21 protein-coding genes and 1 riboswitch are annotated in these 25,732 nt (G+C 48.6%); of the genes, 10 read left to right on the forward strand and 11 right to left on the reverse strand.

Annotation, left to right across the window (positions count from 1 at the left end):
• Positions 1-58: 58 nt before the first annotated feature.
• Positions 59-1,135: a hypothetical protein gene (locus H6G89_RS05490; RefSeq protein WP_190504244.1), complete on the reverse strand. Its 1,077-nt coding sequence runs from the start codon at positions 1,133-1,135 to the stop codon at positions 59-61.
• 663 nt (positions 1,136-1,798) lie between these two features.
• On the reverse strand, positions 1,799-4,798 hold the full coding sequence (locus tag H6G89_RS05495) for a response regulator (protein WP_190504245.1): 3,000 nt from the start codon (positions 4,796-4,798) through the stop codon (positions 1,799-1,801).
• 372 nt (positions 4,799-5,170) lie between these two features.
• Between H6G89_RS05495 and H6G89_RS05500 the strand changes: the two genes are divergently transcribed.
• Positions 5,171-6,277: a spore photoproduct lyase family protein gene (locus H6G89_RS05500; protein ID WP_242059827.1), complete on the forward strand. Its 1,107-nt coding sequence runs from the start codon at positions 5,171-5,173 to the stop codon at positions 6,275-6,277.
• Between the two features lie 90 nt (positions 6,278-6,367).
• Here H6G89_RS05500 and H6G89_RS05505 read toward each other — a convergent pair whose 3' ends face one another.
• Positions 6,368-7,312: a WGxxGxxG-CTERM domain-containing protein gene (locus tag H6G89_RS05505; RefSeq protein WP_190504246.1), complete on the reverse strand. Its 945-nt coding sequence runs from the start codon at positions 7,310-7,312 to the stop codon at positions 6,368-6,370.
• A 339-nt stretch (positions 7,313-7,651) separates the two neighbouring features.
• Here H6G89_RS05505 and H6G89_RS05510 point away from each other — a divergent pair, with 339 nt between their 5' ends.
• From H6G89_RS05510 to H6G89_RS05530, 5 genes are all read left to right on the forward strand, one after another.
• The gene (locus H6G89_RS05510) at positions 7,652-8,203 is read left to right on the forward strand and encodes a pentapeptide repeat-containing protein (protein ID WP_190504247.1); all 552 of its coding nucleotides are present in this window, start codon (positions 7,652-7,654) and stop codon (positions 8,201-8,203) included.
• Positions 8,204-8,691: 488 nt separating this feature from the next.
• Complete coding sequence (locus tag H6G89_RS05515; protein WP_190504248.1) at positions 8,692-9,045, forward strand: hypothetical protein; 354 nt, start codon at positions 8,692-8,694, stop codon at positions 9,043-9,045.
• 24 nt (positions 9,046-9,069) lie between these two features.
• A complete protein-coding gene (locus tag H6G89_RS05520) occupies positions 9,070-9,591 on the forward strand; it encodes a hypothetical protein (protein ID WP_190504249.1) in 522 nt (173 codons plus the stop codon).
• Between the two features lie 237 nt (positions 9,592-9,828).
• Complete coding sequence (locus tag H6G89_RS05525; RefSeq protein WP_190504250.1) at positions 9,829-11,883, forward strand: dynamin family protein; 2,055 nt, start codon at positions 9,829-9,831, stop codon at positions 11,881-11,883.
• 89 nt (positions 11,884-11,972) lie between these two features.
• Positions 11,973-13,655 carry a dynamin family protein gene (locus H6G89_RS05530; protein ID WP_190504251.1) on the forward strand — a complete coding sequence of 561 codons (1,683 nt, stop codon included), beginning with the start codon at positions 11,973-11,975 and terminating at the stop codon, positions 13,653-13,655.
• Between the two features lie 109 nt (positions 13,656-13,764).
• Here H6G89_RS05530 and H6G89_RS05535 read toward each other — a convergent pair whose 3' ends face one another.
• From H6G89_RS05535 to H6G89_RS05550, 5 genes are all read right to left on the reverse strand, one after another.
• Positions 13,765-14,541 carry a methyltransferase gene (locus H6G89_RS05535; protein WP_242059828.1) on the reverse strand — a complete coding sequence of 259 codons (777 nt, stop codon included), beginning with the start codon at positions 14,539-14,541 and terminating at the stop codon, positions 13,765-13,767.
• Positions 14,542-14,669: 128 nt separating this feature from the next.
• Entirely contained in the window at positions 14,670-15,800 is a 1,131-nt protein-coding gene (locus H6G89_RS05540) for an iron-containing redox enzyme family protein (protein WP_190504252.1), read from the reverse strand.
• A 348-nt stretch (positions 15,801-16,148) separates the two neighbouring features.
• Positions 16,149-17,450, reverse strand: a complete 1,302-nt coding sequence (locus tag H6G89_RS05545; protein ID WP_190504253.1) for a YcbK family protein — start codon at positions 17,448-17,450, stop codon at positions 16,149-16,151.
• Positions 17,451-17,574: 124 nt separating this feature from the next.
• Positions 17,575-17,703, reverse strand: a complete 129-nt coding sequence (locus tag H6G89_RS35580; protein ID WP_255519368.1) for a hypothetical protein — start codon at positions 17,701-17,703, stop codon at positions 17,575-17,577.
• Positions 17,704-17,780: 77 nt separating this feature from the next.
• The gene (locus H6G89_RS05550; RefSeq protein ID WP_190504254.1) at positions 17,781-17,969 is read right to left on the reverse strand and encodes a hypothetical protein; all 189 of its coding nucleotides are present in this window, start codon (positions 17,967-17,969) and stop codon (positions 17,781-17,783) included.
• Positions 17,970-18,149: 180 nt separating this feature from the next.
• Here H6G89_RS05550 and H6G89_RS05555 point away from each other — a divergent pair, with 180 nt between their 5' ends.
• The 4 genes from H6G89_RS05555 (at position 18,150) to H6G89_RS05570 (ending at position 20,656) form a co-directional block, all read left to right on the forward strand.
• The gene (locus tag H6G89_RS05555) at positions 18,150-18,719 is read left to right on the forward strand and encodes a DUF3611 family protein (RefSeq protein WP_190504255.1); all 570 of its coding nucleotides are present in this window, start codon (positions 18,150-18,152) and stop codon (positions 18,717-18,719) included.
• Between the two features lie 18 nt (positions 18,720-18,737).
• Positions 18,738-19,247, forward strand: coding sequence for a GNAT family N-acetyltransferase (locus tag H6G89_RS05560; RefSeq protein ID WP_190504256.1), 510 nt, complete (start codon positions 18,738-18,740; stop codon positions 19,245-19,247).
• Positions 19,248-19,477: 230 nt separating this feature from the next.
• Positions 19,478-19,638, forward strand: a riboswitch (cyclic di-AMP (ydaO/yuaA leader).
• Positions 19,639-20,005: 367 nt separating this feature from the next.
• Positions 20,006-20,215: a hypothetical protein gene (locus H6G89_RS05565; protein ID WP_190504257.1), complete on the forward strand. Its 210-nt coding sequence runs from the start codon at positions 20,006-20,008 to the stop codon at positions 20,213-20,215.
• A gap of 135 nt (positions 20,216-20,350) precedes the next feature.
• Positions 20,351-20,656 (forward strand): hypothetical protein, encoded by a 306-nt coding sequence (locus H6G89_RS05570; RefSeq protein ID WP_190504258.1) that lies wholly within the window; start codon positions 20,351-20,353, stop codon positions 20,654-20,656.
• Between the two features lie 15 nt (positions 20,657-20,671).
• On the opposite strand, the gene pdeM is transcribed toward H6G89_RS05570, so the two are convergent.
• The 3 genes from pdeM to H6G89_RS05585 all read right to left on the reverse strand — a co-directional run bounded on the left by pdeM (position 20,672) and on the right by H6G89_RS05585 (position 25,711).
• Positions 20,672-21,319 (reverse strand): ligase-associated DNA damage response endonuclease PdeM, encoded by a 648-nt coding sequence (pdeM, locus tag H6G89_RS05575; protein ID WP_190504259.1) that lies wholly within the window; start codon positions 21,317-21,319, stop codon positions 20,672-20,674.
• Between the two features lie 11 nt (positions 21,320-21,330).
• On the reverse strand, positions 21,331-23,778 hold the full coding sequence (locus H6G89_RS05580; RefSeq protein ID WP_206758098.1) for a ligase-associated DNA damage response DEXH box helicase: 2,448 nt from the start codon (positions 23,776-23,778) through the stop codon (positions 21,331-21,333).
• Positions 23,779-24,070: 292 nt separating this feature from the next.
• Entirely contained in the window at positions 24,071-25,711 is a 1,641-nt protein-coding gene (locus H6G89_RS05585) for an ATP-dependent DNA ligase (protein ID WP_190504260.1), read from the reverse strand.
• Positions 25,712-25,732 lie beyond the last annotated feature (21 nt).

Genomic DNA, 25,732 nt, shown 5'->3' on the forward strand with positions numbered 1-25,732 from the left:
TATCTCATATAGGCGTGCGAAATGAATTGTGATACCCGATGGAACGATTTTAGTGGGATTAGAAACTTTGTCCTACAAAAATCGATCGCACCTCTCCATTGCGGCGCACGATCGCCTCTCCGTTATTCACAGAGACGAGCGTCCAACCGCTAGAACCAACGCCTTCCCCGATGCGAATACGCTGGGTTGTGCCATTGATCTCAAACAAGGCGGCTGAGCGATCGCCATCCAACTCCAACAAGCCCACCAGGACGTGATTAGCATTGGCTGATGAAATGTTGGGTACGGCTCTCGGTGCCGTTGCAACAGCGGTTTGGGGGGCAGCAGGTACCGTCACAGTGGCATTGGGTGGCAACGGTGAAACGGCAACTCCTGGCAGTGCGGAAGCTTGTGGAGGCTGATACACCGGAATGTAAACCCGTTCTGGCACTCCCGCTGTGCCTCCTGGGATGGGATTACCCGGAACATTCACCGAGGGCAGATTCGTTGCCGATGGAGGAACCGTTGAAGAGGCAGACGCTGTTTGCTCATTGGTTTCGGCTCTGCGCTCAATGGCCTCCAGCGATCGCCTCATATACTCCTGAAACTCCTTATCGGCTCCAGCAGCGGCGGTATCCCCAGGGGATGCTGGCGTTTCAGAGGCGATTGGCTGTGGCAGGCGGTTGTGAAAGGCAAACCATAGGGCAGCGGTAGCCGCTAACGACGCACAAGCTGCAACCATTAAGACCCGATCCACAGATCGGGTGGAGTGATTGCGGTGGGTTTCCGTTTCAGTGGCGATCGCCAACGCCAGACTGTCTAAATCTGGTTCATCAGCCTCTTGCAGCTGTGGGCGGGTGGGCACCAGCGAGGGCAATACCATCTTGGGGATCGACAGGGATTGCAGCGAGATAAACTCTGGCTTAGCGGGTTCTGATGGAGTCTTTGCACCCCGATCTAACATCCCCTCGACTTCTTCAAATAGCTCGTCCATCAAGCGATCGGCGTAGGAGTTTGCAGAGAAACCAGACGCTTGAGTTGAGGTCGCCTCATGATCCAGACTGTCCTCTGAGGGAAGGTCTGACGGGTGAGCGGTGGGATGAGACAGATGATCAGGCTCTAAAACTGATGGATCAGTTGTCACGTTCTGAGACATAGGAAGCTAGCTAAATGACGATGGCTGCGGTCTGTAGTCCTGCACCGGATTGGGCTAATTCAAGCTAAAACACCTTAGCACGTCAAGGTTTAGATCCACCCAAGTCGCAAGATTTAAAGTCGTATAACAACCAAAAGGTTGGTCAGGACGGGGTGCAGAGGTAAAACCTCCGGTTGGGAGCGTAGCCCCCACACCCCCTTGTCTCAACTGTCTTGACAGTTGCTATATCACACAATATCCGCGCTAAATTTCTCAAAATCCTAACAGATCAATCGCTTTCTGTGACCTAATTTCGCAAAAAGATACTGATTTAAGGTTTGAGCACCTGTAAGGGCGTTCCGCGAAACGCCCCTTCCGAAAACCGATTGGTAGATTCTTGCTCAAAAATCTCCTAAGTACAACTCGTCGTAAATAGGGGTGGGAATTCGGGGTGCAGGGGTGGAACCCCTGGCTGGGGGCGCAGCCCCCACACCCCCCTGGTTTTATTTCCAAACCCTATCTGTGAATCACAGTACTAAGGATCTTGGATTTAATAAATCCGCAAACTGTACGGGCGGGTTTAGCAGACCAATCTTTACCTTGTAATGGGGTTGACGGCAAAACCCGCCCCTACCCAATATCGAACTTATTTAATTCCCATTCCTAAGGCGAATCCCCATCTCCCTATTCCCTCGATCGCACGAGATTGAGAATAGTCATGACTAACTCCGTTGGCTCAACAGGCTTGGCCAGATGGACTTGAAAGCCCGCCGCTAAGCTTTGTTGCTGATGAGCTTCGCCCGCATGGGCGGTAAGGGCGATCGCAGGTACTTGGGGGTTTAGGACGGCTACCTGCGATCGCACCCGCCGAATCAGGTCATATCCATCCACATCAGGCATATTGATGTCACTGATGAGCACATCGGTTGGGTGGGTGGTGAGATATTCCAGGGCTGTAGCAGCGGTTGTCGTGGTAGTAATGGTTGCCCCCTGGTCTTGCAACAGCAACGTTAAAAACTCCAGATTGTCGGGTTCGTCATCCACCAGCAGTAGATGTAGCCCCCGCAAGGGTGCTGTGCTACCAAAGCGGTCGAGATCACTCGGTTCATAGGAATCTAACGGAGATGCCAACTCGATTAACGGCAACAGCACCGTAAAGCTTGAGCCTTTCCCCAATCCTGCACTGGTAGCCATAATGATGCCATCGTGCAGTTGCACCAGGTGACGGGCGATCGCCAACCCTAAGCCCAACCCTCCTGCGACACGAGTCGAGCTATTGTCGGCTTGCCAGAAGTCATCAAACAAATGGGGTAAAAAGTCAGAGGCAATCCCCTGCCCATTATCCCGAACCGTAATTTGAGCGTAGGAGCGGGGGAGAGAAGGGGTGTGCTGTGTGATGCTTTGCCACAAGGGGGGATGGATTGAAAAGGGGTAGGGCGGCACCGCTAGAGCAGAAGATCGGGAATGCCCATTTGAAGCTCCCCCTGCCGGATGTTCTACCTTTCCGTTAGTTGGGGTGGCTAGTTGTTCTAAGATCACCTCAACCTGTCCACCCTCCGGGGTGAATTTAATCGCATTGGACAGCAAATTCCAGATAATTTGTTGCAACCGCGCCAAGTCGCCATTGACTTGCATGGGGATGGGGGTGAAATCGGTACTCACCCGAATCGATTTAGCTTCAGCTGCCAGTCGAGTCGTTTCAATCGCTGCCGCGATCGCCGCCACAAGATCAACAGGTTCTGCCTTGAGCGACAGCTTGCCCCGCAGGATACGGGACACATCTAACAAGTCGTCAATCAGTTGAGTCTGCAATTTCACATTGCGCTCAATCGTTTCCAGAGCTTTTGAGGTCTGAGGCTGATCTAAGCGTCCCGTTTGGAGGAGTTGTGTCCAACCCAAAATGGGGTTGAGGGGAGTTCGCAACTCGTGAGATAGCACCGCCAAAAATCGGTCTTTGGCTTGGTTAGCTGCTTCTGCATCTGCTCGTGCCGCTTGCTCTAACTCCAACAGGCGATCGCGATCGCGTTCAATCTGTTTGCGATCCGTGATATCGAGGACGGTGCCAAAGATTCGTGTGACCTGCCCTGTCTCGTTTCGAGCGACTTGCCCTCTGGCATGAACCTCTCGCACCTGCCCACTGGGTTGCAAAATGCGGTAATCAATCTCAAAGGGCTGAGCTTGATGCAACGCTCGATCAAGAGCGCGTTGCACAATTTCTGCGTCCTCTGGGTGCACCTGTCCCAAAATGACAGGATATTGGGGTTTCATGGACTGGATCTCTAACCCTTCAATCCGAAACAGTTCGTCTGACCAACTGACGGTTTCAGTCGCCCGATCAAACTCCCAACTCCCCACATGGGCAACCTGTTGTGCCTCTGCCAGTCTTGCCTCGCGTTGCCGAATGGTTGCCAGCGATTCTTTGAGTCGCCCTGCCATGCGGTTAAAGGCTTCTGCCAAAACTCCCAGTTCATCTTCACGCTCAATGGGCAGGGTTCTATCCCAGTTGCCCTCTGCGAGAACCGTTGCCGCTGCCGACAGACGGGCGATCGGTCGTACCAACCAGCGTGCCGTAAATAACCCAACCCCGGTGGCGATCGCCAGAGCAATCAGAAATAGCCATGCTGTCGAATGGGCAGTGGCGTAAATGCCCTCCATAAAGTCGGTTTCAGGAATCACAACGACAATTAGCCAATCCAACCCCCGTGGGTCAGAGTAGGGTACTACCTGTACAAACTGCCGGGTGTTATCAACAGTGAAATCGAGTTGCTGAACCGTCTGAACCTGATCCAAAGAGGCAAACTGCTGAGACAGGTAAACGGCAGTCGCGCGAATCAGAGGGGAGTCACTGTTAGTCGCTTGCAGTCGCTGAGCCTTGCCCTCGACTACCTGATAGGGAATTTCGGGAGTTGATGCAGCAACCAACTGTCCCGATCGCTCCAAGATAAACGCTTCGCCCGTTCGCCCAATCTCCAGGCTCTGCAAAAACTTCCCAATGTCACTCAGGAGCAAGTCCGTGATCAGCACTCCCTGAAAGGTGTCAGCCTGGTCATACACAGCTCTAACCGCAGAGATAACGTAGATCGGTTGAGCAGAATAAGTAAAAATCTCAGTCCACTGCCCCTGAGGCGAGGTTTGCCCCAGGCGATACCACGGACGCCGACGAGGGTCATAGTTGGGTCTGCCACGATACGCCAGACGCAACGTAGGTCTGCCCATCTCATCAGCTTCATACATGTGCAACGCTCCCTGGGGGGAGTTTTCGTCCTTATGTCCAATGCGAATAAGGTTATCCCGGCGATCGCTCGCCACGTAACTGCCCCTGACACTGCCAAAACCAATGTTGCTGATTGAGTCATAGAGGCGAATTTGCTGCCAAAACCGAGACTCCAGGCGATTGATGTTGTTAAAGTCAATTTCTCCCATCAATGCAGCGTCTACGTTTGCCTGGTTTAAGCGGTGAGGCACTTCAAGGTAATTTTTAAGTTGGTCTTGAATGCGATTGGCTGTCTCATCTCGCAATTGATCGGAGACTTGATTGACTGCTCGTTCCCCTGAACGCAGCGATAACCATCCGACTAATCCAACCGTTACCAACAACTGAAGCACAAACGGCACGACTAATATGGTCGTGAATAGAGCCTGTAATTTGAGCTTCTTGGATGTGTGATCGGTGCTTTGACTCAATGGGTTAATCCTTCATCCAAGGGTGAAAATAATTTTGGTGCCGTGTTGGTCTTAGTCAACCCTGACAATTTTGCACGAAAACAGCCTGGAGAGATAGATTTGCAAATGCTTACACAATAACTCACGCAGACAATGATGACTAACACGAATGACTAGAGAAAATACACAGGTAAGCCCTACTTTAGACGGGGTGGAATCCCTTCCTCATGACATTCTCTAGCTTTTTTAAATAACTCACAATAGAGATATGGCAATTGTTGAGACAGTTGAGAGAGAGGGGTTGTGGGGCTTTGACCTCAGTTAGAAGTCCTAACGCCTGCACCCTGTCTTAGACAACTCTTCAATGGCTGTAGATCAATAGGGAGAGAGATTTTGTCTATCGCGATACCAACCTCTACAACGATCGCCCCTCTACAAGATTCACCCCAGTCTGATACACACAAAACCCGGTTGTGGATGCCAGAGCAAGTCTTAGTGACTCCAGCCGCATTAGCCGAGCCGTGGGGACAGCAGATTTTAGAGCGAGTGCGATCGCTCAATTTGCCCATTCAAGAATTGCCCCGCAACCGATTGACGGGGTTACGCGGAGAGAGCGATCGCGAGACTTACGATATTTCTAAACGTACACTGGCGATCGTCACATCGGCTCCCAGCAGCCTCAAGCTTAGCCCCATTCCGCCATCGGCAGACTGGCAGTTCCACATTGCGGAGGGCTGCCCTGCCCATTGCCAGTATTGCTATCTGGCTGGGAGTTTGCAGGGTCCACCCGTGATCCGGGTCTTTGCTAACTTGCCGCAAATTCTTGAGAATTTAGCGAACTATGAGCAGGCAGGAAAGCCGACCTCCTATGAGGTGAGTTGTTACACTGACCCATTAGGAATTGAGCACTTGACGGGTAGCCTAGCCGAATGCATTCGCTACTTTGGCACTCGCGAGGATGGCTATCTACGATGGGTGTCTAAGTTTGACAATGTGGAGCCGCTGTTGGGCTTGCCTCACCAGGGTCATACCCGTTGTCGCATGAGTGTGAATGCTGCCCCCGTATCACGCCGCTTTGAAGGTGGCACTGCATCGGTTTCAGCCCGTCTGCAAGCCTTGCGTCGATTGGCGTTGCCTGTTGAGTGTGGTGGTGGTGACTATCCGGTGGGTCTGGTGATTGCTCCGATCATGCCGATGGAAGATTGGGAGGAGCACTACACCACCCTGCTAGATGACATCAGTGCGGCTCTAGATTTTGATTGTGACTTGACCGTTGAGTTGATTTCTCATCGCTTTACCCCTGGCTCTAAGGAGGTATTGAATACCTGGTATCCCAATAGCAAGCTAGATATGGACGAGTCCACTCGCAGTGTCAAGCGCAATAAGTTTGGGGGCACCAAGTATGTCTATGACGCAGACACGATGAAGCAATTGCGGCGTTTCTTTGAGCAAGAGATTGCTAGACGCTTTCCCACTGCTCAGATTTTGTATTGGACTTAGATCGCAAAAAGTCGGAGGCTTGTCAAACCTCCGACTCCTATCATGATTTCTCAAGAGCAAGGGGTTTAATCCCCTTGTCTACAAGTCGCTTTAGTAGCGGTTAGTTGTGGTGCGATCGCGCACTGTATCGTCGTGCTCAACCCGATTGTTAGACTTGCGGCTTAAACCAGCTAATCCAGCCAAGCCCAACAGACCTAACCAACTCCAATCGGTATCAGTATCGGCACCTTCAGCATAGTTACCAGTGAAGCCACCCTGGTTGAGCAAAGGTGCTGAGTTGACTCCACCCGGAATTCGGCTACCATTGGTTGCGCCGCTATTGGGGTTGGTGCCAGTTGCACCTTCTCCTGTTGCACCTGTTCCGGTTGTACCTGTTCCCGTGCCGTTGATACCCGATCCGCTGATACCGGGGTTAACGGTTGTGCCAGGTGCAACAGTGGTATTTCCGCTTCCTGCATTGCCAGGTAGGACTTGAGTTGCGCCGCTATCAGGAATAATAAGCGTGCCACCCGAAGTCCCAGGAGTCACGGTTGTGCCGTTGTTCGTCGTACCGTTCGTCGTACCGTTCGTTGTACCGTTGTTAACCGTGCCGTTGTTCGTTCTACCGGGAATCGCTGTGTTGCCGTTGTTGGTGTTGCCGTTATTGGTGGTTGTTCCACCCGTGATTCCAGGAGCCGTGTTACCTGTGCCGCCCTGTTGAATGCCACCGGGAGTGCCACCTGGTAAAACGCGAGGATCATTGGTCGTTGTAGTTCCGGTGCCGCCTGTAGTACCAGTACCACCTGTGTTACCTGTGCCACCTGTGTTATCAACACCACCTGTGTTACCCGTACCACCTGTGTTGCCTGTGCTGCCGCCTGTCACTGCTCCAGAACCACCCGTTCTTCCTCCGGTTGCGCCACCTGTTGCACCACCAGTCGTTCCACCTGTTGTGCTACCAGATTGCCCCAGGGCAGGTAAGCCCATACCAAATGTTGCTAGACCAATCGTACAAGCTCCCGCCAGAAGGGTTTTGACTAAATGATTAGATTTCATGGTGTTCAGTCCTTAAAGTTTTAAAAGAGTTTGATGAAAGTAAATGTGATGCACCTGTTTCGTCTGGTGCTGTGTGAATGAAAGTGAATCCAAAACCTTTTTTCTTGCGGCAAATGGGTGAGAGCGAAATTATTTGATGCAAGACTATTCGTGTGCTTGATAATCAAGTTTCGCTAACCAAGGTAACGGGCTTATACCGCTGAAACGTCTATCTTTAGAAGGCGTTGGGGCAAATCTAAAGGGTGATATGAAGGGCGTTCTCTAATTGAAGCTGTTAGAGAGAGGATTAAAAAATGTTAATTTTAATGGAGTTGAGCGATTGGATTATCCCATTTAGCTATGCATGTATTTCGGCACCTGTTCGGGCTAACAAGGTTTGGGCTAACACGATTTAGACCGATCCTGTTTGGACTGGCGATCGCCCTCTTAGTCCTGGTGGCTCCTCTGGCTACTCCATCTCCGGCTTATGCAGCAAGTTCCGCTGCTATTCGTGCTTACGACGATGTTGAGGCAACCGTCAAAGATTTTTCTGGACAAAGCTTGATTCGGGCTGAATTTAGCGATGCCAAACTCAAAGGGGCGAATTTCAGTAACGCTGATTTGCGCGGTGCTGTCTTTAATGGAGCGGTTCTAACGGATGCTAACTTCCACGCGGTAGACTTCAGCGACGGCATTGCTTATATTACCGACCTGGCAAATGCTGATTTAACCGATGCGGTGTTAACGTCAGCCATGATGCTTAAATCCAATTTTCGAGGGGCTAATGTAACGGGCGCAGACTTTACCGATGCTGTGCTCGATCGCGACCAGATCGTTGCGTTGTGTAAGTCTGCTAGCGGTGTAAATCCTGTCACCGGAGCCGATACTCGCGAGTCCTTAGGATGCCGATAAAGGCATTTTGAAACTCATCCATTGCATCAATATCCCGATTGCAGGGGCGGTTCGCGAACCGCCCCTATTTGTAATTCACGGAGATGAGAATCCAAATTGGGCAAGGTCGTCCATTCAGGGCAAGGACGCAGAGCCACTGAATTTTTACAGCCATTCTCAGTAGTTGCCTGTGTGAAAACCACTGTAAAACCAGTTCTAGAAATTGCTGCTACAGATCGTACCCCACCGCCTGCGGCACCTCCCCTTATCAAGGGGAGGTTGGGAGGGGTCAGATGTGTAGCCTTTAAAAATTGAATTGGTATAAGACCACAATTTTTATCCTTCGGGTATTTCTTCTCCCAATGGGGGTTGCGCGGAAAATCATGAATAGCTAAAAAATACCCTCGCCATTCGGATTTTGAAAGGTTATGGTTGTAGCAAAAAGTAGTGTTTTTCCCTGAACACTATGTTTTGTCGTTCAAACCCATACCATCGACCAGGGTACTGTTATGAAGCCCCAGGATAACCGAGAGGAAGAATTGCGGCGGCGAGAGCAAGAACTGCGGGAGCGGGAGTTGCAACTGCGTCTGCGCGAACTGGAAGCAGAGATTCACCAACTGCCACCACAGCCATCGTACCCATCAGCGCAACAGCCACCCCTCTTGCATCCCACGAAACACGAGCCACCTCCCACCAAATTTCAAACCTGGCTAAAGAAGCTGACCACTGTGGGTAAGTTTCTGGCGATCGTAGTGGCAGTCATTGTTGCGGTGCGGGTGGCATCCTGGCTTGCTACAGTCGTCATCGTTGCCGGGATTGCCTGGTTAGCTTACAAGATTTTGTTTGAAACTGATAAAAAATAGCAACTTAAATCCATGAACAGTTCTATGTCCTGGCTTCCTAACCTGGGTTCGTGGGTTCGAGCGATCGCCCTCACTGTTCTGATGTGGGGCTTGCAGGTCGGCATTGGTTATGTCTGGCAGATCATTGGCATTGTGATTCGTTGGTCACCGCGATTGGGATTTCTGGTAGGGGTGTTAATGGTACTCTCCCCAATCCTGTTGATTGCGGTCGTGCATCATTTCTCTCAGGGCTTGCTCAACCAGATTGATCCACAGGGGCGATCGCCCCGCCAATCTCAGGAGCCAGGATTGTTTCCAGGATTATTGAGTTGGTGGGAAGGATTCTATGGCTGGACTGTCAGCCTGCTGTCGATGCTCACCAGCTATCTCTTATTGGGCATTGTTCTACCATCCTTTTCGCTCACAACGTTGCTCTACACCCCATTCACCTCCGGGGAATTCACCCTCGTTATGACTAGCCTGGTACGGGTTGTGATTGCGGCGTTTCTCTATCACTTTGAATATGCTGTTCAGCAATCTTGGTTGACAGGAAATAGTAGTGATTAATCCATGATGTCGCTAGACTCCTCAATGCTAAGGGGGCTTCCGTCACTCAAAGTCCCCCAGGTTAAGGGATCTAGGGGCAAAGCTAAAACTTTACTTCGTTCTTTTCTGTCTTTCACGGTGCGTTACGCTTCGCTAACGACACCCTACAAAACCATTTTTTATCCTTCATCCCTCATCCTTTAGCCCTTCCTGCTTCTCTCTTCCCTTTTATCCCTCATCCTTCATCCTTTCCTTTTTATGTCCTCCTCCACTCATTTCCTCAACGACCTCGATCGCATCAGTCGCACTCGTCAGGCGATCGCTCAAAACCTCGAAAAGATTGCCGATGCGCTGTTTACAGCAGAAGCAGAGGGTGAGACGACCTCTGGCAAGCTGGGGTTAGAGCGTGAAATTGAAGACATCAGCACGGCTAGCAAAAACCTGAAGAAGGGGGTGTTTCGGTTGCTGGTCTTGGGAGATATGAAGCGGGGCAAGAGCACGTTTTTGAATGCGTTGATCGGCGAGAATTTGCTGCCCAGCGATGTGAATCCCTGTACTGCCCTGCTAACCATTCTGAAGTATGGGGCAGAGAAAACAGTGACAATTCACTTTAACGATGGCAAGCCTCCAGAGCGGATTGACTTCAAAGACTTTAAGCAACGCTATACGATTCCCCCAGAGGAAGCTAAGGAGCTAGAGCAGAAGAAGCAGCAAGCGTTTCCTGATGTCAGTCATGCGGTGGTGGAATATCCGCTGCCCTTGCTGGAAAAAGGCGTTGAGATTGTGGATAGTCCTGGCTTAAATGACACGGAAGCCCGCAATGCTCTCTCCTTGGGCTATATCAACAACTGCCATGCGATTTTGTTTGTCTTGCGGGCTTCCCAACCTTGCACCATGGCAGAACGGCGATATCTGGAGAACTACATCAAAGATCGAGGACTCTCAATCTTCTTTTTAATAAACGCCTGGGATCAGGTGAAGGAGGGGTTAATCGACCCCGATGATGCAGCGGAACTGGCAGAGGCGGAAAACAAGCTCCGTAAGGTATTTCACGCCAATCTAGCAGAGTATTGCGTCGTGGATGGCGTCAATGTCTACGACGAGCGAGTGTTTGAAATCTCTGCTATCACGGCTTTGCGGCGACGGATCAAAGACGCCAATGCCGACCTGGAGGGAACTGGATTTACACCCTTTATTCGTTCCCTTAACACCTTCCTGACCCAGGAGCGGGCGATCGCGGAGTTACGTCAGGGGCGAACTCTGGCACGACAGGCGCAGACGCGAGTGAAAGAAGCGATTGATCGCCGCATTCCTTTACTGAACCAGACCGTGCAAGAACTGAAACAGCGTATCCAATCCGTTGAACCGCAATTCGCCCAACTGTCGGAGATTCGTGATCAGTTCCGGGACGAAATTCGCTCGATGCGTGATCGCAAAGCCCGGGCGATCGCTGATTCCTTCCGCACCTATGTATTCGGCTTAGAGGGAACGTTTGAGCAAGATTTCCTGCGCTACCAACCCGGAGATATGCAGTTCTTCGATTTCCTCAGCGAGAACAAACGTCAGCAATTCAATGCAGCGGCTCAGCAGGGATTCCAACAATACGTCAACGATAAATTCTTTGCCTGGACGTTGACTGCTGAAAAGGACTTAACGGCTGCCTTTGGGGATTTATCTAAGAGTGCGGAGAAATACGGCGCGTCCTACGCTCAAATCACCGATCAAATCAGCGCAAAACTCACCGGACAAGCTCTCCATCCTCGACCCGAAACCAGCACCGGAGATGACAATACTCCCGGTTGGGCAAAGTGGGCAATGGGTCTGTTCTCCCTGGCGACGGGCAACTTTGCAGGTGCGGCTCTGGCGGTTTCTGGGTTTGATTTCAAGAGCATTTTGCTCAACCTGTTTGCCACGACGGGAATTGCCATTATCTTTGGCTCCATTCTCGGTCCTTTTGGCATTATTATTGCCAGCTTAGGGCTTGGGGCATTGCAAGCCGATCACGCCCGCAAGCAGTTTGCCAAAGCCATCAAAAAAGAACTGGTAAAATACTTGCCCAAAATTGCTCAGGAACAGTGGCAACCGATTTACAGTGCGGTTCAGGAATGCTTTGATGCTTACGAACGCGAGGTGATTAAGCGGATCAACGACGACATCCACTCGCGTCACGCCGAGTTAAACAACCTGTTGAAGCAGAAGGAATCTCACGAGATTAACCGCGAGATGGAACTGAAGCGATTGCAGGGGGTTGAGGCGATCGTCTCGGACGAATGCCGCAAGCTGGAAGCAAGCTATCAAACCTTATTGGTGTAATCGATCGCTGAGAAGTCGGAGTTTTTCAAAAACTCCGACTTCTGCACGTTGAGAATTGCTACAAAGATTTAGAATTCAGGGCAATCAGGATGGAGCAAGACACCTGCCATACTCTACTTAATCACCTCCAGGCAGCAGTCAGTTTGTTAGAACTGCCCGCCGATGCTCCCCTGCGACGGGAGGTCAACCTGCTGGCTAACGTAGTCAACCGATCGAGCTTTCGGATTGCGGTCTTTGCCCCGTTTAACTATGGCAAATCTACCCTGTTGAATGCTCTGCTGGGGGAACGTGCCCTACCCATTGACCTGATTCCTACGACAGGGGCGGCGATCGCCGTTCGTTATGGCACGGAATTACGAAGCCGCATTGCCTTTCGTGATGGAGCCGTGATTGATGAAGCAGGAACAGATATCCTGAAACAGTTTGCGATTTTAGATGGCGATGCGAAGCAGTCCCCCCTGGAGGGAAATCGCCGGATGCGTGAAGATGTGGTGTCTGTTGAAGTGACCTGTCCCCATCCCTTTCTGCAATTAGGGGTGGAACTGATCGACCTCCCCGGTACAAATGATCAGGAAGCACTGGATGCTTTGGTACGTGACCAACTGCTAACAGCCGATCTGGTAATACAGGTGTTAGATGGTCGCAAGTTGATGACTCTGGGTGAGCGGGAGCATCTACGGGATTGGTTGCTCGATCGCGGCATCAGCACCGTCGTCTTTGTGGTTAATTTTCTAAATTTGCTCGAACCAGAGGATCAAAAACAGGTTTACAATCGGCTGCGGTTTGTCGCCGAAAGCTTTCGGGCAAAGCTGCCCCCCGGAGTGAGCAACCTGTATCGAGTAGATGCTCTGCCTGCACTACGGGCACGCCTCAAAGGGGATGTAGCTGAAGCTCAGGCGGCAGGCTTACCGATGTTTGAGGCAGCTCTACAGCAAATTGTCCACGGTCTACAGGGACAACCCAGCGAGACTCGTCTGCCCCGACTGCAAGCGATCGCCACCCAGGTGCGGCAAGCCCTACGCGACAAGATGAGTGCGATCGCTGCGACGGCTCCCACTCACGATGAGAAAGAATTACAGCGAGTCCAGATCAAACGCAAAGCGCAGGGACTCATCCAGAAAGGCTTTTCGGGTAGTGTTGACGATTTACGCCAGTGGCTCTCCTTATCTAACCTGCTGGATCGCTATCATGCGGCTGCAACCCTTGCCCTCAAGCAATTTGAATTTACTGATTGGGTGACTCACTCCCTCAAACCCGACTGGACATCACATCAGAGATCCGTTGTGGAGTGGGTTTACAAAGCCTGCGAGTTTTTTGGGCAGGCAAGACCCGCCGATCTCTGGGTGACGTTTCCCGAAGAGCCAACGGTTGTGCTGCCCAATGCCCCCCAGCAACCCTCCAAATCCTCCTCTGGAGGAGTTGCTCCCGTGGCGATCGCGACGGGGTTGGGGTGGGTGTTTGGCGGACCCATTGGAGCAGCAGTTTTGGGGGGTGCTAGTTACCTGATTAATAAATCAGATGGCACTGAAGCTCCTAACAGCTCTGTTTCAGCCGATGCCTTGACTTATCAAGTTGAGCAACTATATCGCAACGCCACGCAAGATTATCTCAACCGCTTCAGCACCACAGCTCTGTCAGCCCTGCAACGCTATGAAGCGATCGCCAATCCCATTATCAACTGCCCCATTCCCGATCCTCCCGCACAAGACTCGCATCAGCATTATCAAATTCAACTGATTCAAAGTGCTTTAGAGAACTTGGGAGAAGGATAAAAAAGAAGGATAAAGGATGAAGGATCAAGGATAAAACAGAAGCATTTATCAACCCCTTTTATCTTTTATCCCTTATCCCTCATCCTTCACCTCTTGTCCTTCATTCTTCCTATAGTGCTGTCAACGTGCGGAGCAATTCAGCAGACCAATCGGCTTTCGCAATGTCCTGTTTTTGGAATAGTACTCCCGCTAAGAAATAGAGATTCTTAGAATAGAAGGCTTTGCGATCGCCTCTAAGTTTAGCAATCTGATCTCTCACCTTTGGCTCAGAACTGTAATACCCAAATGTGAGTGGTGTCACCATAAAGTCAGCGACATTATAGCCCTGTTCTAAAGCAAGGGCGATCGTACCCACAGGGTTGGAATAGCTAGAAACCAGTAACATTGCGCTGGGATAGCCCAGTGTTAGCAGACGGTTAGTAATCGTTGCGCCATCCGTGCCACCATGCAACAACGGCATACAAATGTCGTTGTCGATCGCAGGAAGATAGGGAGGATTTGCAATCAAATAATGAGCATCTGAATGATGAGCATCAAAGAAAGAGTGATTGTAAACCGTATATTTCTGATCTAGCTTATAACGAGTGATTCTAGAATTAGCAATTTCACAAGCGGATGGATTCAATTCATATCCATAAATTGTTCCATTAAAGGGAGTTCTAAGAAGAGCATTAATGACTGGGCTACCATCTCCACAGCCAAATTCAACAACTTGATCAGAAGGTTTACAGTGACTAAATACAAGCCGCTCTAAACAGTGAGAATAAAATTGAGACTCTTCAGGACAGAAGAATACATCTTCTTCAGAGCAATTGTAGAAGTCCGCTGCATTCGATTGAGCAGAGAGAGCAATTTGCTCCTGAGAGCGCAACAATGTTCCAGTCAAGGTAATATCCTCGTTTTGTAAATAAGGGTTGAATCAATGACAAATTGAGAGTGGGTTAAGAGATACCCACTCAATCAAACAAATGCTGAGTCATCAACAATCAAGGGGGAACAATGAACGGAGAACGATTAACGGGGCGTAATTACAGGTAAGGGTGCAGTCTGTTCGCCACGCTGAATCACTTGTACAACGGCAACTCCAGCGCGATCGCCCATAAATTTCTCCTGGTCGTAGCCCAACACAATCTGCCACGCTTGTTTGGGATACATATCCACCAGGGGCAACACCACGTTGTCAATCATCCAGCGACCATGCCGCTCATCTTCCCGAATGTGCAAATCCCAATAACCCATTGCACCTTCCGAGAGTCCAAGTCGTTGCGCGGCAGTTAAATAGGTTCTGTAAATAGAGGGACCTACGACTTCAAAATAAGCCAGACCACCGTTATATCGAAGAAAATGGCGTTTGCACTCTGTCAACAGGAAGTTGTGGTTGATGCTGGCTAACACTTGCCAGGGCACCAAATCAAAGTAGGCTTCAGGTTGGGTGCTCAAATTCAATTCAGACATCATCTGAGCAAAGAAGGTAGAGTGTTTGCGGCTCAACCGACCATTGCCATACTCTTCCAGTAAGACTTTGGTGAGGGTAGCTTGCACCTCGTTAGCGGCTCCACCCAAAATGCGGGACAGACGACTCGCTTCAACTAATCCATCAAACGAGGCGATCGCCAACAAATAGCGATATCCCTCATGGCTCATCTGCTCCTGGATGTAGCGACCCTCTGCCGACAATGGGGGATTCAGATCCGCTGCACCGCGATCGCTCAAAGCTTGTTTCACATCTAACGACTTCAGTGCATCAACATCCATTTGTTGCAATTCCCAGGCTTGCCAAACCTGCTCGATCTGTTCGCGGATTTGATGCAAGTAGGGCGATCGCTCATTGGTGTAATGGCTCAAATCGTCATACCAGAACAGGTTTAAGCGATTGATGCGATACAACACCCGTTGCACAAAACGGTGTGCGGCTTCAGACCCTTGGGGTTGCTGATAGGCTTCTTTGAGCGCAAGCCCCAAAGCGGTTTCAAAATATCGCACCTCAGATGAGTAGAGGTGCAATCGGGCATCTAATCCATCCAGTTCTATAAGATTTGCAAAAATAAGCTCAGCTTCATCGTAGGGAGTGAGCGATTGTTGATTGGCTGGGATGACGGAAATATTTGAGTCTAACCCTAACGGTTTGACAAGATTACTCTGCATGGATCTCGATTAGTTTATGTCACGTTTCTTAACATGGTCAGCTATTGCTAACAAACGAGCATCCACTTCAGGCAGAGACTTCAATGAGCCAAAGGACAGAGCTTGAGAAAGCAGAAAATAGAAAAAAGAAGAGAGAAAAAAGGAAAAAGGATAAAAGATGAAGGCTAAAGGATAAACGAAGATGTCGATAAAATGCCTTTATTTAATCCTTTATCCTTTATCGTTTATCCCTTCTCTAAAAGCCCTTATTAAAAGCTTTTTGGGCGATGCCTCATAACTATATTTCTTTTTTCTCTTTTCTCTTTTCCTCTACCTCTTATCCTTCATCCTTTATCGTTTATCCTTTCATTAAAAGCCCCAATATCGTCTGGGACCAATGTCCAAATGCAACACGTTGGGCAGATTGCTGTAAATGCCAATGCCACCATTCCACCAAGCCATCAGCGCATTAGCGGCTCGTCTACCACTGTAACCCGACACTTGCACATCGACGGCTCGACCCGTTAAATGTTGGCTACGAGTCGCACCCCCGACAGCTCGGTTGATGGCTGGCGGACGATACCATGAGTTGATTTTGAAGGGTCTGCCAATCTGGTTTCTCGCCTTTTGCAACTCTCTGGCAAGGGCAATGATGTTGTTGACAATTTCCACAGTAGGAGGAATACGAGTCGCGTTTTTGGTGGCTTCTCCCCAGGTAAAACTGCCACCCGGAATAATGGGTTGATCCGTAAAAAAGGTGCTGTTATTTCCAGGTAACTTGAAGCTTCTGCCATTAAAGCGAGGGGTCGGTGTCGGGGTAGGAGTTGGTTTTGGAATGGGATACAACACCTTATTCTCTCGTTCGACCCGTGCGTGCAATTCGTAAACATACCAGGTACTCAAATCATTGACATAATCCTTGGCATACTTGATTGCAAACTTAATGTGGTCATTAAAATCGCCCGTGTTGTCGGCATACGCATAGGATTCGAGAACCAGCGTTGTTCCTTGAGCGATCGCCACCCGTTCATTGGCAGGCAATTGAGAACTATCCACTGGACGACGCTTCAACACTGTGTCTCTGGTGACGCGCAAGATCAGAGGATTGGGGTCTTCGGGCGGATAGACAATTTCGCCATCAAACTCAACATAGGCATGTTGGTCGTAGACATACCAGGTGCTTAAGCCACGAATGAAATCTTTGCGATCGCGGATGGCAAAGCGGATGTGACTACTGAAATCGCCCTGTGAATCAGCGTAGGCATAGGAATGTAAGAGGAACGATCGCCCTCTCTCAATTTGCTCCATCTCATTGGGTGACAGAATCGAGGATTGAATAGGTCGTAGCTTAAACGTTGTGTTTTCAGAAATTCTTAGAATCGGTAAATTTTCCTGGTCTTCATGGGGGTAAACAACGACACCATCAAACTCAACCTCAGCATCCAAGCTGGAAACAAACCAGGTATTTAGCCCTCGAATCGCAGTGCCAGAAAGCGCAAATTTAATGTGACCGTTAAAATCTCCATTGGCATTGGCATAGGCGTAGGATTGAATTTCAAAAGTTGTGCCAGCCTTAACCTCATGTACCTCTTGCGGGGTAAGCTCAGACGATGGCTCAGGACGGAGCTTAAAAACAGTGTCCTCAGTAACCCTTAAAATTCGCCGCACCATGAAATCTGCCTCATCACAACAATTGCTTTTGAGTATGCCAGATAAATACTCAAATGATGTAATCAGGTCAGTTGAAATAGGTATTAGGTAAAGCTGTTATTGAGCCGTTAGCCTTGGGTCTTTGTTAACCGCCACAATTCAGAACCAATGACCATTGACTATCGACCATTGACCAATGACCAACGACCAATGACCATTGACTATTAACCAATGACCAATGACCATTGACTATTAACCATTGACCAATGACCATTGACTATTAACCATTGACCATTGACTATTAACCATTGACTATCGACCAATAGCTCAGATCCTTCGATCGCTCAGAAACTATTCTGGATCGTCCACTGCATCCGAACTGGTACGACCGTGATGAGTTTTAGGATCGCTTTCAGGTTGATCTGCTAACGAATGGGGTTGGGTCTGCGAATTGGCGGATGGGTCTACTTTAGCCTTAACCTGATCGGACTGACCCTCTGAGGATTGATTTTGTGCTGGTGAGGTGCGATCGCTTGACATGGCTTGTCCTCAAAACAGGAAGAACATCGCCACCTTAAAGCGATTTCTGGCAGAGATCCCCTACCTTAAGGCTAAGTTCCCCTGAGACTCGGTTTTTCCTTCCTTAGGGAGTCGTTAAGTTGCCTGATGGTCAATTAACCTGCTAGTGAAAAAAGAACCCTCAGAGACGCTGATAAACCCATGGAGACGCAAACAGAGCCGCGATCGCCCGAACTCACCCTAACTCGGATTGCCACCGTCCTGAAAATTGTAGGCTGGTTGAGTTTTTGGGTGCAGTTGGGGTTAGGTGTTGCCGCAGGCCTGTGTCTGGTATTCGTGATCTCTGGTCGTAATGTTTCCGGGGGAGGATCACCGGGTATTGGCATTGGGGTTTTTTGGGCGATCGCCGGAATTGCCGTTCTATTATTTAGCTTATTCCTGGCGTTTCGTCTGACCCGGTTTGCCAGACAACTCCGCCACCCCAATCCTGAACGGCACCCCTCCAGAGCAGCGGTCATGCAGTTTCTGCAAATGGTGATTCTGACTGGCGTTGCCGGGATGCTGGTAACGATTTTGGGAGGTGGTGCAACCCTGGGAGTTCTGCTGGCAAAGTCGATCGCCCAACCCCAAGGTGTTGCTATCTACGATCCACAACGCATCATTCGATCGCTCGATATTTTTGTGGCGATGGCAAATATGAACGGCATCACAGCCCATTTTGTAGGAGCTATTACGGCATTAGGTCTGTTTAAATGGTTGGGTCGCTTTTGATATCGCACCCACCCAACTATGTCTGATGTTATTCGTAATGCAACCGAGGCAGATCTACCGAAGATTGTCGAGATTTACAACCGTTCCATTCCCGGACGTATGGCAACGGCTGATTTAGAGCCTGTAACGGTGGCTAGCCGCGTTGCCTGGTTTCAGGTACACGATGTCAAAACTCGTCCCATCTGGGTGTTAGAGCGGCAGGGGGAGATTGCTGCCTGGATTAGCCTCAGTTCCTTTTATGGTCGTCCTGCGTATCAAGCCACCGCAGAAGTAAGCATCTATGTTGCTCCCAACTATCAGGGGCAGGGAGTGGGTTCCTATTTGTTGCAAACGATGATCGATCGCTGTCCTGAGTTTGGAGTCACCACTCTGTTAGGGTTTGTTTTTGGTCACAATGCCCCCAGTTTGAAAATGCTTGAAAAAGTGGGGTTTGAGCGTTGGGGCTTGTTACCGGCGATCGCTAAACTGGATGATCAAATGAAAGATCTGGTTATCTTGGGTTTAAAGATTAGTAATCGTGAAGTTTAAAGATAGTAAACATAACGCTTTTGTTTCATGTCTCGTTGAGTAAAGATCACAATGAGGGTTGAACCCCCTCATTGAACGGTTACTTTCATTAAATTATTGAGAACTGTAATGAGAAATCCCTTCAAGGTCGTTTCCAGAGACATCTGTTAACAGATAGATTGACTGTGAAACAACATCCCCTTAAGCTAAAAGTATCTCGATTGGTCAGCCTAATTCAGAATAAATGATTGATCTTTCAATCGTTGATCTGAAGCGGAGGAACCCAGTTTGGGGCTTGTCTTTGCTGTCTCTTTTATGACTGTTTCTTTTACAAGTTGTAAAGGTCATCAAAGAAGGATATCTCTCAATCCTAGCCCGTCAGCTAACTTCGTCGGCGTTGAGGGGAGACTGCAATCTTAGTATTATATTGAATGCTCTGATTTGACAGTATCCTGGTTTGGTTCTAATCGCTGCACTACCTGCCTGTGTTTGGAGACAGACATTCATATCGCTTAAATCACCAATAGCGTCATTGATTACAAATTGAGTTTTATGCTTGATCAAGCATGAAAACTGAACAGTGTGTTCTCTATCAAACGCTATTTGGCTATACATTAAGAGACGATTTCAGGTAAAGTTCGCGAACACATTACTGTGGGACGAAACCACCAAATTGAACTCTTTACATGAAGAGTTGCATAGCTTAGTGTCAACAATTCGTGTCCTCGGAAACCAATCTGTACAAGAGAGCTATTGAGTGATCTGGGTGGGTAACTACTATGCTGAATCTTGACGACTACGCTGTTCATCAAACCACTGGATATGTTGGTAAGGTAATGGGTTACGGGCATCAAATGTTGGATGGAACCTATCAACCAACTCTGATTGTTCGCCTTGTTAAAGGAGCTATCAATCAAGGTGGTTTTTTAGAAGATATTGCATCTGCCTGGGTACAAGCTGATCCGAATACTCCAATGGTTAAAAGTTGATTTATAGCCAACTATGTTTTATGGGGGGAAATTCCCTAGCCGAGGGCTATAGCCCCCCGCACTCTTTACTTTAAACATTTTGACAATGGCTATATATAAACCTGCTGTAATTTTGAAATTTCAGTTCAGATTGTTATGAAAACATCGTTAAAAGCAAAACCAATCTATTTTTTCGATCGCCAAACCGCTTATCCGGGCTTTGCCGTTCATCAAAACAAAGAACAGGGTGGAGAATTACTTGTTCTGGTAAACTGTAAGCCAAAAGATGACCATATCGATTCCCTAAGGGGCTTAGAAGCTTATCCCTGTTGTACGTGGGAACATCCCTATAGGGTGCTTCACACTCGCCAAAATCGGATCATGCCAATTTGTCCTAAACCAACAGATGTAGAGCCGATTACAGACGAGATTCGTCGTCGTTTTGGCTTCGCAGCAAAATAGAGAATTTGGCAAAGATCAACCCTGAAATGGAATAATGACATCTTCTGCAATGACATAAGCTGTTGCAGAGGATGTCAGTTCGACTTCATATCCTCCTGTAAATTCTCCAAACGAAGGAAGAACTAGAAGATGTTGGATTTGATCGAAATAGAAGCAGGGTAACCTTAATCGATCTAACTTTGTTTTGATGTTGAGGCAGGGATGAATGTGACCACAAATGTTGAGATGGTGCGCTTGAGGAGAGGGTTCGTGGCTTAAGATCAGATTCTCAATTTGAATAGCATCAGTAAAGTAATGAATGGAGAGTTTTTCTAACTGGTGGGTTAAGTAGCGATCGTGATTTCCGATGATCAATGAGACGTCTGCCTCAACGGATTGTAGAAAGTCAAACCACAGATTTAACACTTCATCGACTAATGCAAACTTGGAGTGAAGTAGGTCACCTAAGATAAACAGATGATCTGGTTTGAGTCGCAAGCAGAGGTTTTGTAAGCGATCGAGCGTTTCGGCATTAATCGCATTAGGAATTGGAATACCTGCTCGTTGAAAGGTTTCTGATTTACCGAGATGAATATCTGATACTAACAAGCTCTTAAACTGATCGATATAAATTGCCTTTTCAGGTAGCAATTTTAAGTTGATATCACAAGTCGTCAATTCCATGATTTATGCAGTTACTTATTGCTCCATTGTTCCTTAAGCCGTGTAATTCGCTCCAATAAACTTTCGTTTGACATGCGGGAACTAAGACGTTCGACCAGGAGGGGAAAAGCAAAGGGAGACGGGCGTTTTGTGTCTCTCCAGGCGATCGCCAATCGATTCAATCGTTTCAAGGTTTTTGTTAAACGATGAACCTCTAACTGATCTTCCATAACTTCCGTTTCGGCTTGTTTTAATAACAAGTTTTCAGGCTCATATTTTGAAAAGACATCATAGATTAGGGATGAACTGACTTGTAGTTGACTCGATGTTTTTTTAGCGGATGGGTAACCTTTAAACACAAGTCCTGCGATCTGAGCTATGTTGCGAAATTTGCGACTTGTCAGTTCAGAGAGATTTAGACTGGCTTTGATATCTTCCTGCAACCGTTCCAAATCAAAGAATTCTTTAGAGAACAAATCTTTGAATGGATAGTCCTTGGGTGCCAGGATTTCAAACCCGTAGTCGTTCACGGAGATCGTAAATGTAGCGTGTTTCTGACTAGCAAAGCGGTAGCCCCACAACATTCCCAAGCCCTCATGCACAAACCGTCCTTCAAACGGGAAGACATACAAGTGTTGCCCTTCGCGAGTTTTGCAACACTCAATCAACAACTCATCTTGTGCTGGAAGCTGAGAAATGCGAGCTTGAGCCGAGAGGATCGGTTGAATGCACTCTAATTCTGCATTGCGTTGAGTTTGTTGTTTAACTGTAGTGATTTCTTGTCGGAGTTGACGACTGAGTGTATCCGAAATCGTTAAGTTACCGCCATACCAGATTGGAGTCACCGTGGATTTTCTGGTTGTTCCTTTGACGTAAACCACCATGTCCTTCATCATGAAGAACTCTAGTTGTTTGCCTGCAAAGAAGAAAACATCGCCTTTCTTTAGTTTTGAAACGAAACTCTCTTCGACCGTTCCGATGTCTTTACGGTTCGTGTAGACAATCCGAACCGCTTGACTTGAGGCGATCGTTCCCACTCCCATACGGTGCATCTTGATGATTTGAGCATCAGCTGCTTTGTAAACACCGTTCTCTAAAATGACTTTTTTATATCTAGGGTAAGCATTCAAACACTTCCCTCCAGTTGTAATAAATTCTAAAATCCAGTTCAATTCCTGTTCTGTGATCTGATTATAGGAAACTGTTTTTTGAATCTCTTGAAGTACCTCCTCGGCTTTAAACCCATCCCCACAGGCTAGTGTCACTAAATGCTGAATTAGCACATCGTAGGGTTTGGTAAGCGCACATCGGACTTCAATTTCTCCCGCATCTAGTCCATGCCGCATCGCTGAAATTTCCAACAATTCCAGAGCATTTGTTGGTAAAAAGAAAATCTCAGAGGTGCCCTGTGGCACATGTGCCGATCGCCCCGCCCGTTGCAACAGTCTTGCCAGATTTTTGGCACTGCCAATTTGCACCACTCGCTCAACGGGTTGAAAGTCCACTCCTAAATCCAATGATGAGGTACAGACGACCCACTTAATCGTTCCTGCTTTGACTCCTGCCTCGATCGCCTCTCGTTCTTTGACATCAATCGATCCATGATGTAGTGCAATGCGATCGCCATACTCCGGTACGGCAAATAACAGGGCTTGATACCACCGCTCAGACTGCGATCGCGTGTTGGTAAAAATCAGCGTCGAGACATTGATATCTAACGCCTCCACCAGTTCATCTAGCATCCGCAAACCCAGATGTCCTGCCCAAGGAAAGCTATCCACTGAGGTTGGTAAAACGCTTTTAATCACCGTCTGTCGCTGCAAATTCGCCTGAATGATTTTGGGTTCTACCCCCAATCCCACCGCAACTTGCGCCGCTTCAGAGGGATTACCTAACGTTGCAGAAATCGCCCACGTTTGCAGGGTGGGTTGCAGCGATCGCAAGTGAGACAGGCACAACTCCGTTTGAGTCCCACGTTTTGAATTGAGCAACTCATGCCATTCATCCAAAATCACTACTCGCAGCGAACTAAACCGTTCTCGATTGCCCTCATAAGACAACATCACTGACAACGATTCGGGTGTCGTAATCAAAATGTCGGGCATGTTTTTGAGTTGACGAGTCTTGCGGGAGGAAGTGGTATCTCCGGTACGAGATTCCACCTTTAGCTTCCAACCCATCTCTTGAATGGGACGCAAAATCGCCTGTTCAATATCCCGCGACAATGCCCTGAGAGGTGTGATGTACAGTAGTTGCAGTCCAGGTTTGGGGGCATCTAACATTGCCGCGATCGCCCCCATCACCGCCGCATAGGTCTTGCCGGAACCCGTCGGCACCTGAATCATGCCGCTTTCACCTGCCAGCACTGCCTGCCATGTCTCCATCTGAAACGGCAACGGTTGCCAACCCTGTTTCTCAAACCACTCCAGGGCAGGCTGTAAGCAACTTAAATCAAATTTTTTCTGACGATGACGTGGCACGCAGGAATCCTCAACCAGTATCAAACTTTAGCGATCGCTACCCCTACCCTATCGTTCATTAAATCAGCACAATTACAATATAGAATCGCAGACACAGACTCAGTAATGCCAATTGTATTGGGATTGCTGCGAACCTTCTTCAGGCTGTGTGAACAAAGCCTGCCTTAACCCTACCTGCGATATAGCAGTACTCACTAAGGTTAGGACGGGGTGCAGGGGTGGAACCCCTGGCTGGGTGCGCAGCCCCCACACCCCCTTATGTCCTAATGCTTATGCGTAGGGCGATAAAACCTCATTCATCACAAGTTCCACCATCTCCGCTGACAGAGGTGTGACCACGCAGTAACTGTCGAGCGGTTTCCAACGTATCGGCTTCTGTAGCGGGCTTATCTTTGCGCCACCGCAGAATTCTGGGAAAACGAACTGAGATACCCGATTTGTGTCGATTGGATTCAGCGATGCCCTCAAAAGCAATCTCAAACACCTGGATGGGTTCTACCGATCGCACAGGTCCAAATTTCTCAACGGTATGCTTGCGAATCCATTTGTCGAGTTCCTCAATTTCCTTGTTGTCCAGCCCTGAATAGGCTTTAGCAAAGGTGACTAATGCCTCGCCATTCCACAAGGCAAAGGTGTAATCGGTAAACAGGTTAGCGCGTTTGCCCGTTCCTGCCTGGGCGTAAATCAGCACCGCATCTAACGACATCGGCTCAACCTTGTATTTCCACCAATAGCCTCGTTTGCGACCAACCAGATAGGGGCTATCCACCGCTTTGATCACCAGACCCTCGGCTCCCTGCTCGCGGGAAGCTTCCCGCAATTGCGTTAACTCCTCCCATGAGGCAAAACTGAGCCAATCGGAAGTGCCAATTAAAGGAGAATTGTAGGATTGAAGCAACGCTTGAAGCAGGACGCGGCGATCGCCCAGGGGTTTATCTCGAATGTCCTGTCCCTCATGCTCCAACAGGTCATAGGCAATAAACCGAGTCGGGTTCTCTTCAATTACTTTCGCGGTGACTCGCTTGCGCCCCAGTCGCTTTTGCAGTGCGTTAAAGTTCATGGGGCGATCGCCTTCCCAACACAAGATCTCGCCATCCAGCACGTAGCCATTGGGAATGTCAGCAAAAGCCTGCTCAAACTCCGGAAATTGATGAGTGATTAAATCCTCCCCCCGTGACCAGATAAACAACTGGTTAGCACGGCGAATGATCTGTGCCCGAATACCATCCCATTTCCATTCTGCTCGCCAGTTCGAGAAATTCTCTGTCTTAAAGCGATCCTCTTCCAGTTGAGACGCCAGAAAAAATGGATAAGGTCTACTGGGTGAATGGGTGATATGTTCGTCCTGAACAAGCTGCTGATAAAATTCCACGGTGGGTTCAAAGTCACCCATTAATCGATGAGCTAGATCAGGCTCAGGGATGTTAAATGCGGCGGAGAGTCCTTTAATGACAAGTTTCTCAGAGACACCCACTCGAAATGCCCCTGTTAATAACTTATTAAGAATAAAGACCTCAAATGAATTGAGAGATGACCACCATGACACCACAAGTTGCGTTAATTCAGCATCCGACTCAACCTGTTTAATAACTGGAATGATCTGCTCCATCCATTCTTGTAACGGTATTGCAGACCCCGTTTTGGAGGTTAGTAATGTGTCTTTCAATAACAGCGAAATGACTTCGGCTGTGTCTCCCACATGAGCATAACAATCTTCAAACAACCACTCTGGAATCTCTGAAATTTGCAGAAAAATCTTTCGCAGAACGTTAGATGTAATTAATCGTTTACGTGTCTTACCCAATAACAAATACAATGCCCATACAGCATTCGCAGGTTCTTCATCCTGAAAATAATGTTGCAATGCACTGACTTTTTCGTTAGTCGAGGTAGTTTCATCAATTTGTTGAAAAAGCCGTGTAAATCGCTGCATGGGCTGGGCGGGATATGTCGT

This window comes from Oscillatoria sp. FACHB-1407 (assembly GCF_014697545.1).
In the GTDB taxonomy this organism is placed as follows: domain Bacteria; phylum Cyanobacteriota; class Cyanobacteriia; order Elainellales; family Elainellaceae; genus FACHB-1407.

Coding starts and splice junctions, on each gene's coding strand:
- H6G89_RS05490 (WP_190504244.1), bottom strand. CDS start 1,135: ATGTCTCAGAACGTGACAACTGATCCATCAGTTTTAGAGCCTGATCAT.
- H6G89_RS05505 (WP_190504246.1), bottom strand. CDS start 7,312: ATGAAATCTAATCATTTAGTCAAAACCCTTCTGGCGGGAGCTTGTACG.
- H6G89_RS05510 (WP_190504247.1), top strand. CDS start 7,652: ATGCATGTATTTCGGCACCTGTTCGGGCTAACAAGGTTTGGGCTAACA.
- H6G89_RS05515 (WP_190504248.1), top strand. CDS start 8,692: ATGAAGCCCCAGGATAACCGAGAGGAAGAATTGCGGCGGCGAGAGCAA.
- H6G89_RS05520 (WP_190504249.1), top strand. CDS start 9,070: ATGTCCTGGCTTCCTAACCTGGGTTCGTGGGTTCGAGCGATCGCCCTC.
- H6G89_RS05525 (WP_190504250.1), top strand. CDS start 9,829: ATGTCCTCCTCCACTCATTTCCTCAACGACCTCGATCGCATCAGTCGC.
- H6G89_RS05530 (WP_190504251.1), top strand. CDS start 11,973: ATGGAGCAAGACACCTGCCATACTCTACTTAATCACCTCCAGGCAGCA.
- H6G89_RS05540 (WP_190504252.1), bottom strand. CDS start 15,800: ATGCAGAGTAATCTTGTCAAACCGTTAGGGTTAGACTCAAATATTTCC.
- H6G89_RS05545 (WP_190504253.1), bottom strand. CDS start 17,450: ATGGTGCGGCGAATTTTAAGGGTTACTGAGGACACTGTTTTTAAGCTC.
- H6G89_RS35580 (WP_255519368.1), bottom strand. CDS start 17,703: ATGGTCATTGGTCAATGGTTAATAGTCAATGGTCATTGGTCATTGGTT.
- H6G89_RS05550 (WP_190504254.1), bottom strand. CDS start 17,969: ATGTCAAGCGATCGCACCTCACCAGCACAAAATCAATCCTCAGAGGGT.
- H6G89_RS05555 (WP_190504255.1), top strand. CDS start 18,150: ATGGAGACGCAAACAGAGCCGCGATCGCCCGAACTCACCCTAACTCGG.
- H6G89_RS05560 (WP_190504256.1), top strand. CDS start 18,738: ATGTCTGATGTTATTCGTAATGCAACCGAGGCAGATCTACCGAAGATT.
- H6G89_RS05565 (WP_190504257.1), top strand. CDS start 20,006: ATGCTGAATCTTGACGACTACGCTGTTCATCAAACCACTGGATATGTT.
- H6G89_RS05570 (WP_190504258.1), top strand. CDS start 20,351: ATGAAAACATCGTTAAAAGCAAAACCAATCTATTTTTTCGATCGCCAA.
- pdeM (WP_190504259.1), bottom strand. CDS start 21,319: ATGGAATTGACGACTTGTGATATCAACTTAAAATTGCTACCTGAAAAG.
- H6G89_RS05585 (WP_190504260.1), bottom strand. CDS start 25,711: ATGCAGCGATTTACACGGCTTTTTCAACAAATTGATGAAACTACCTCG.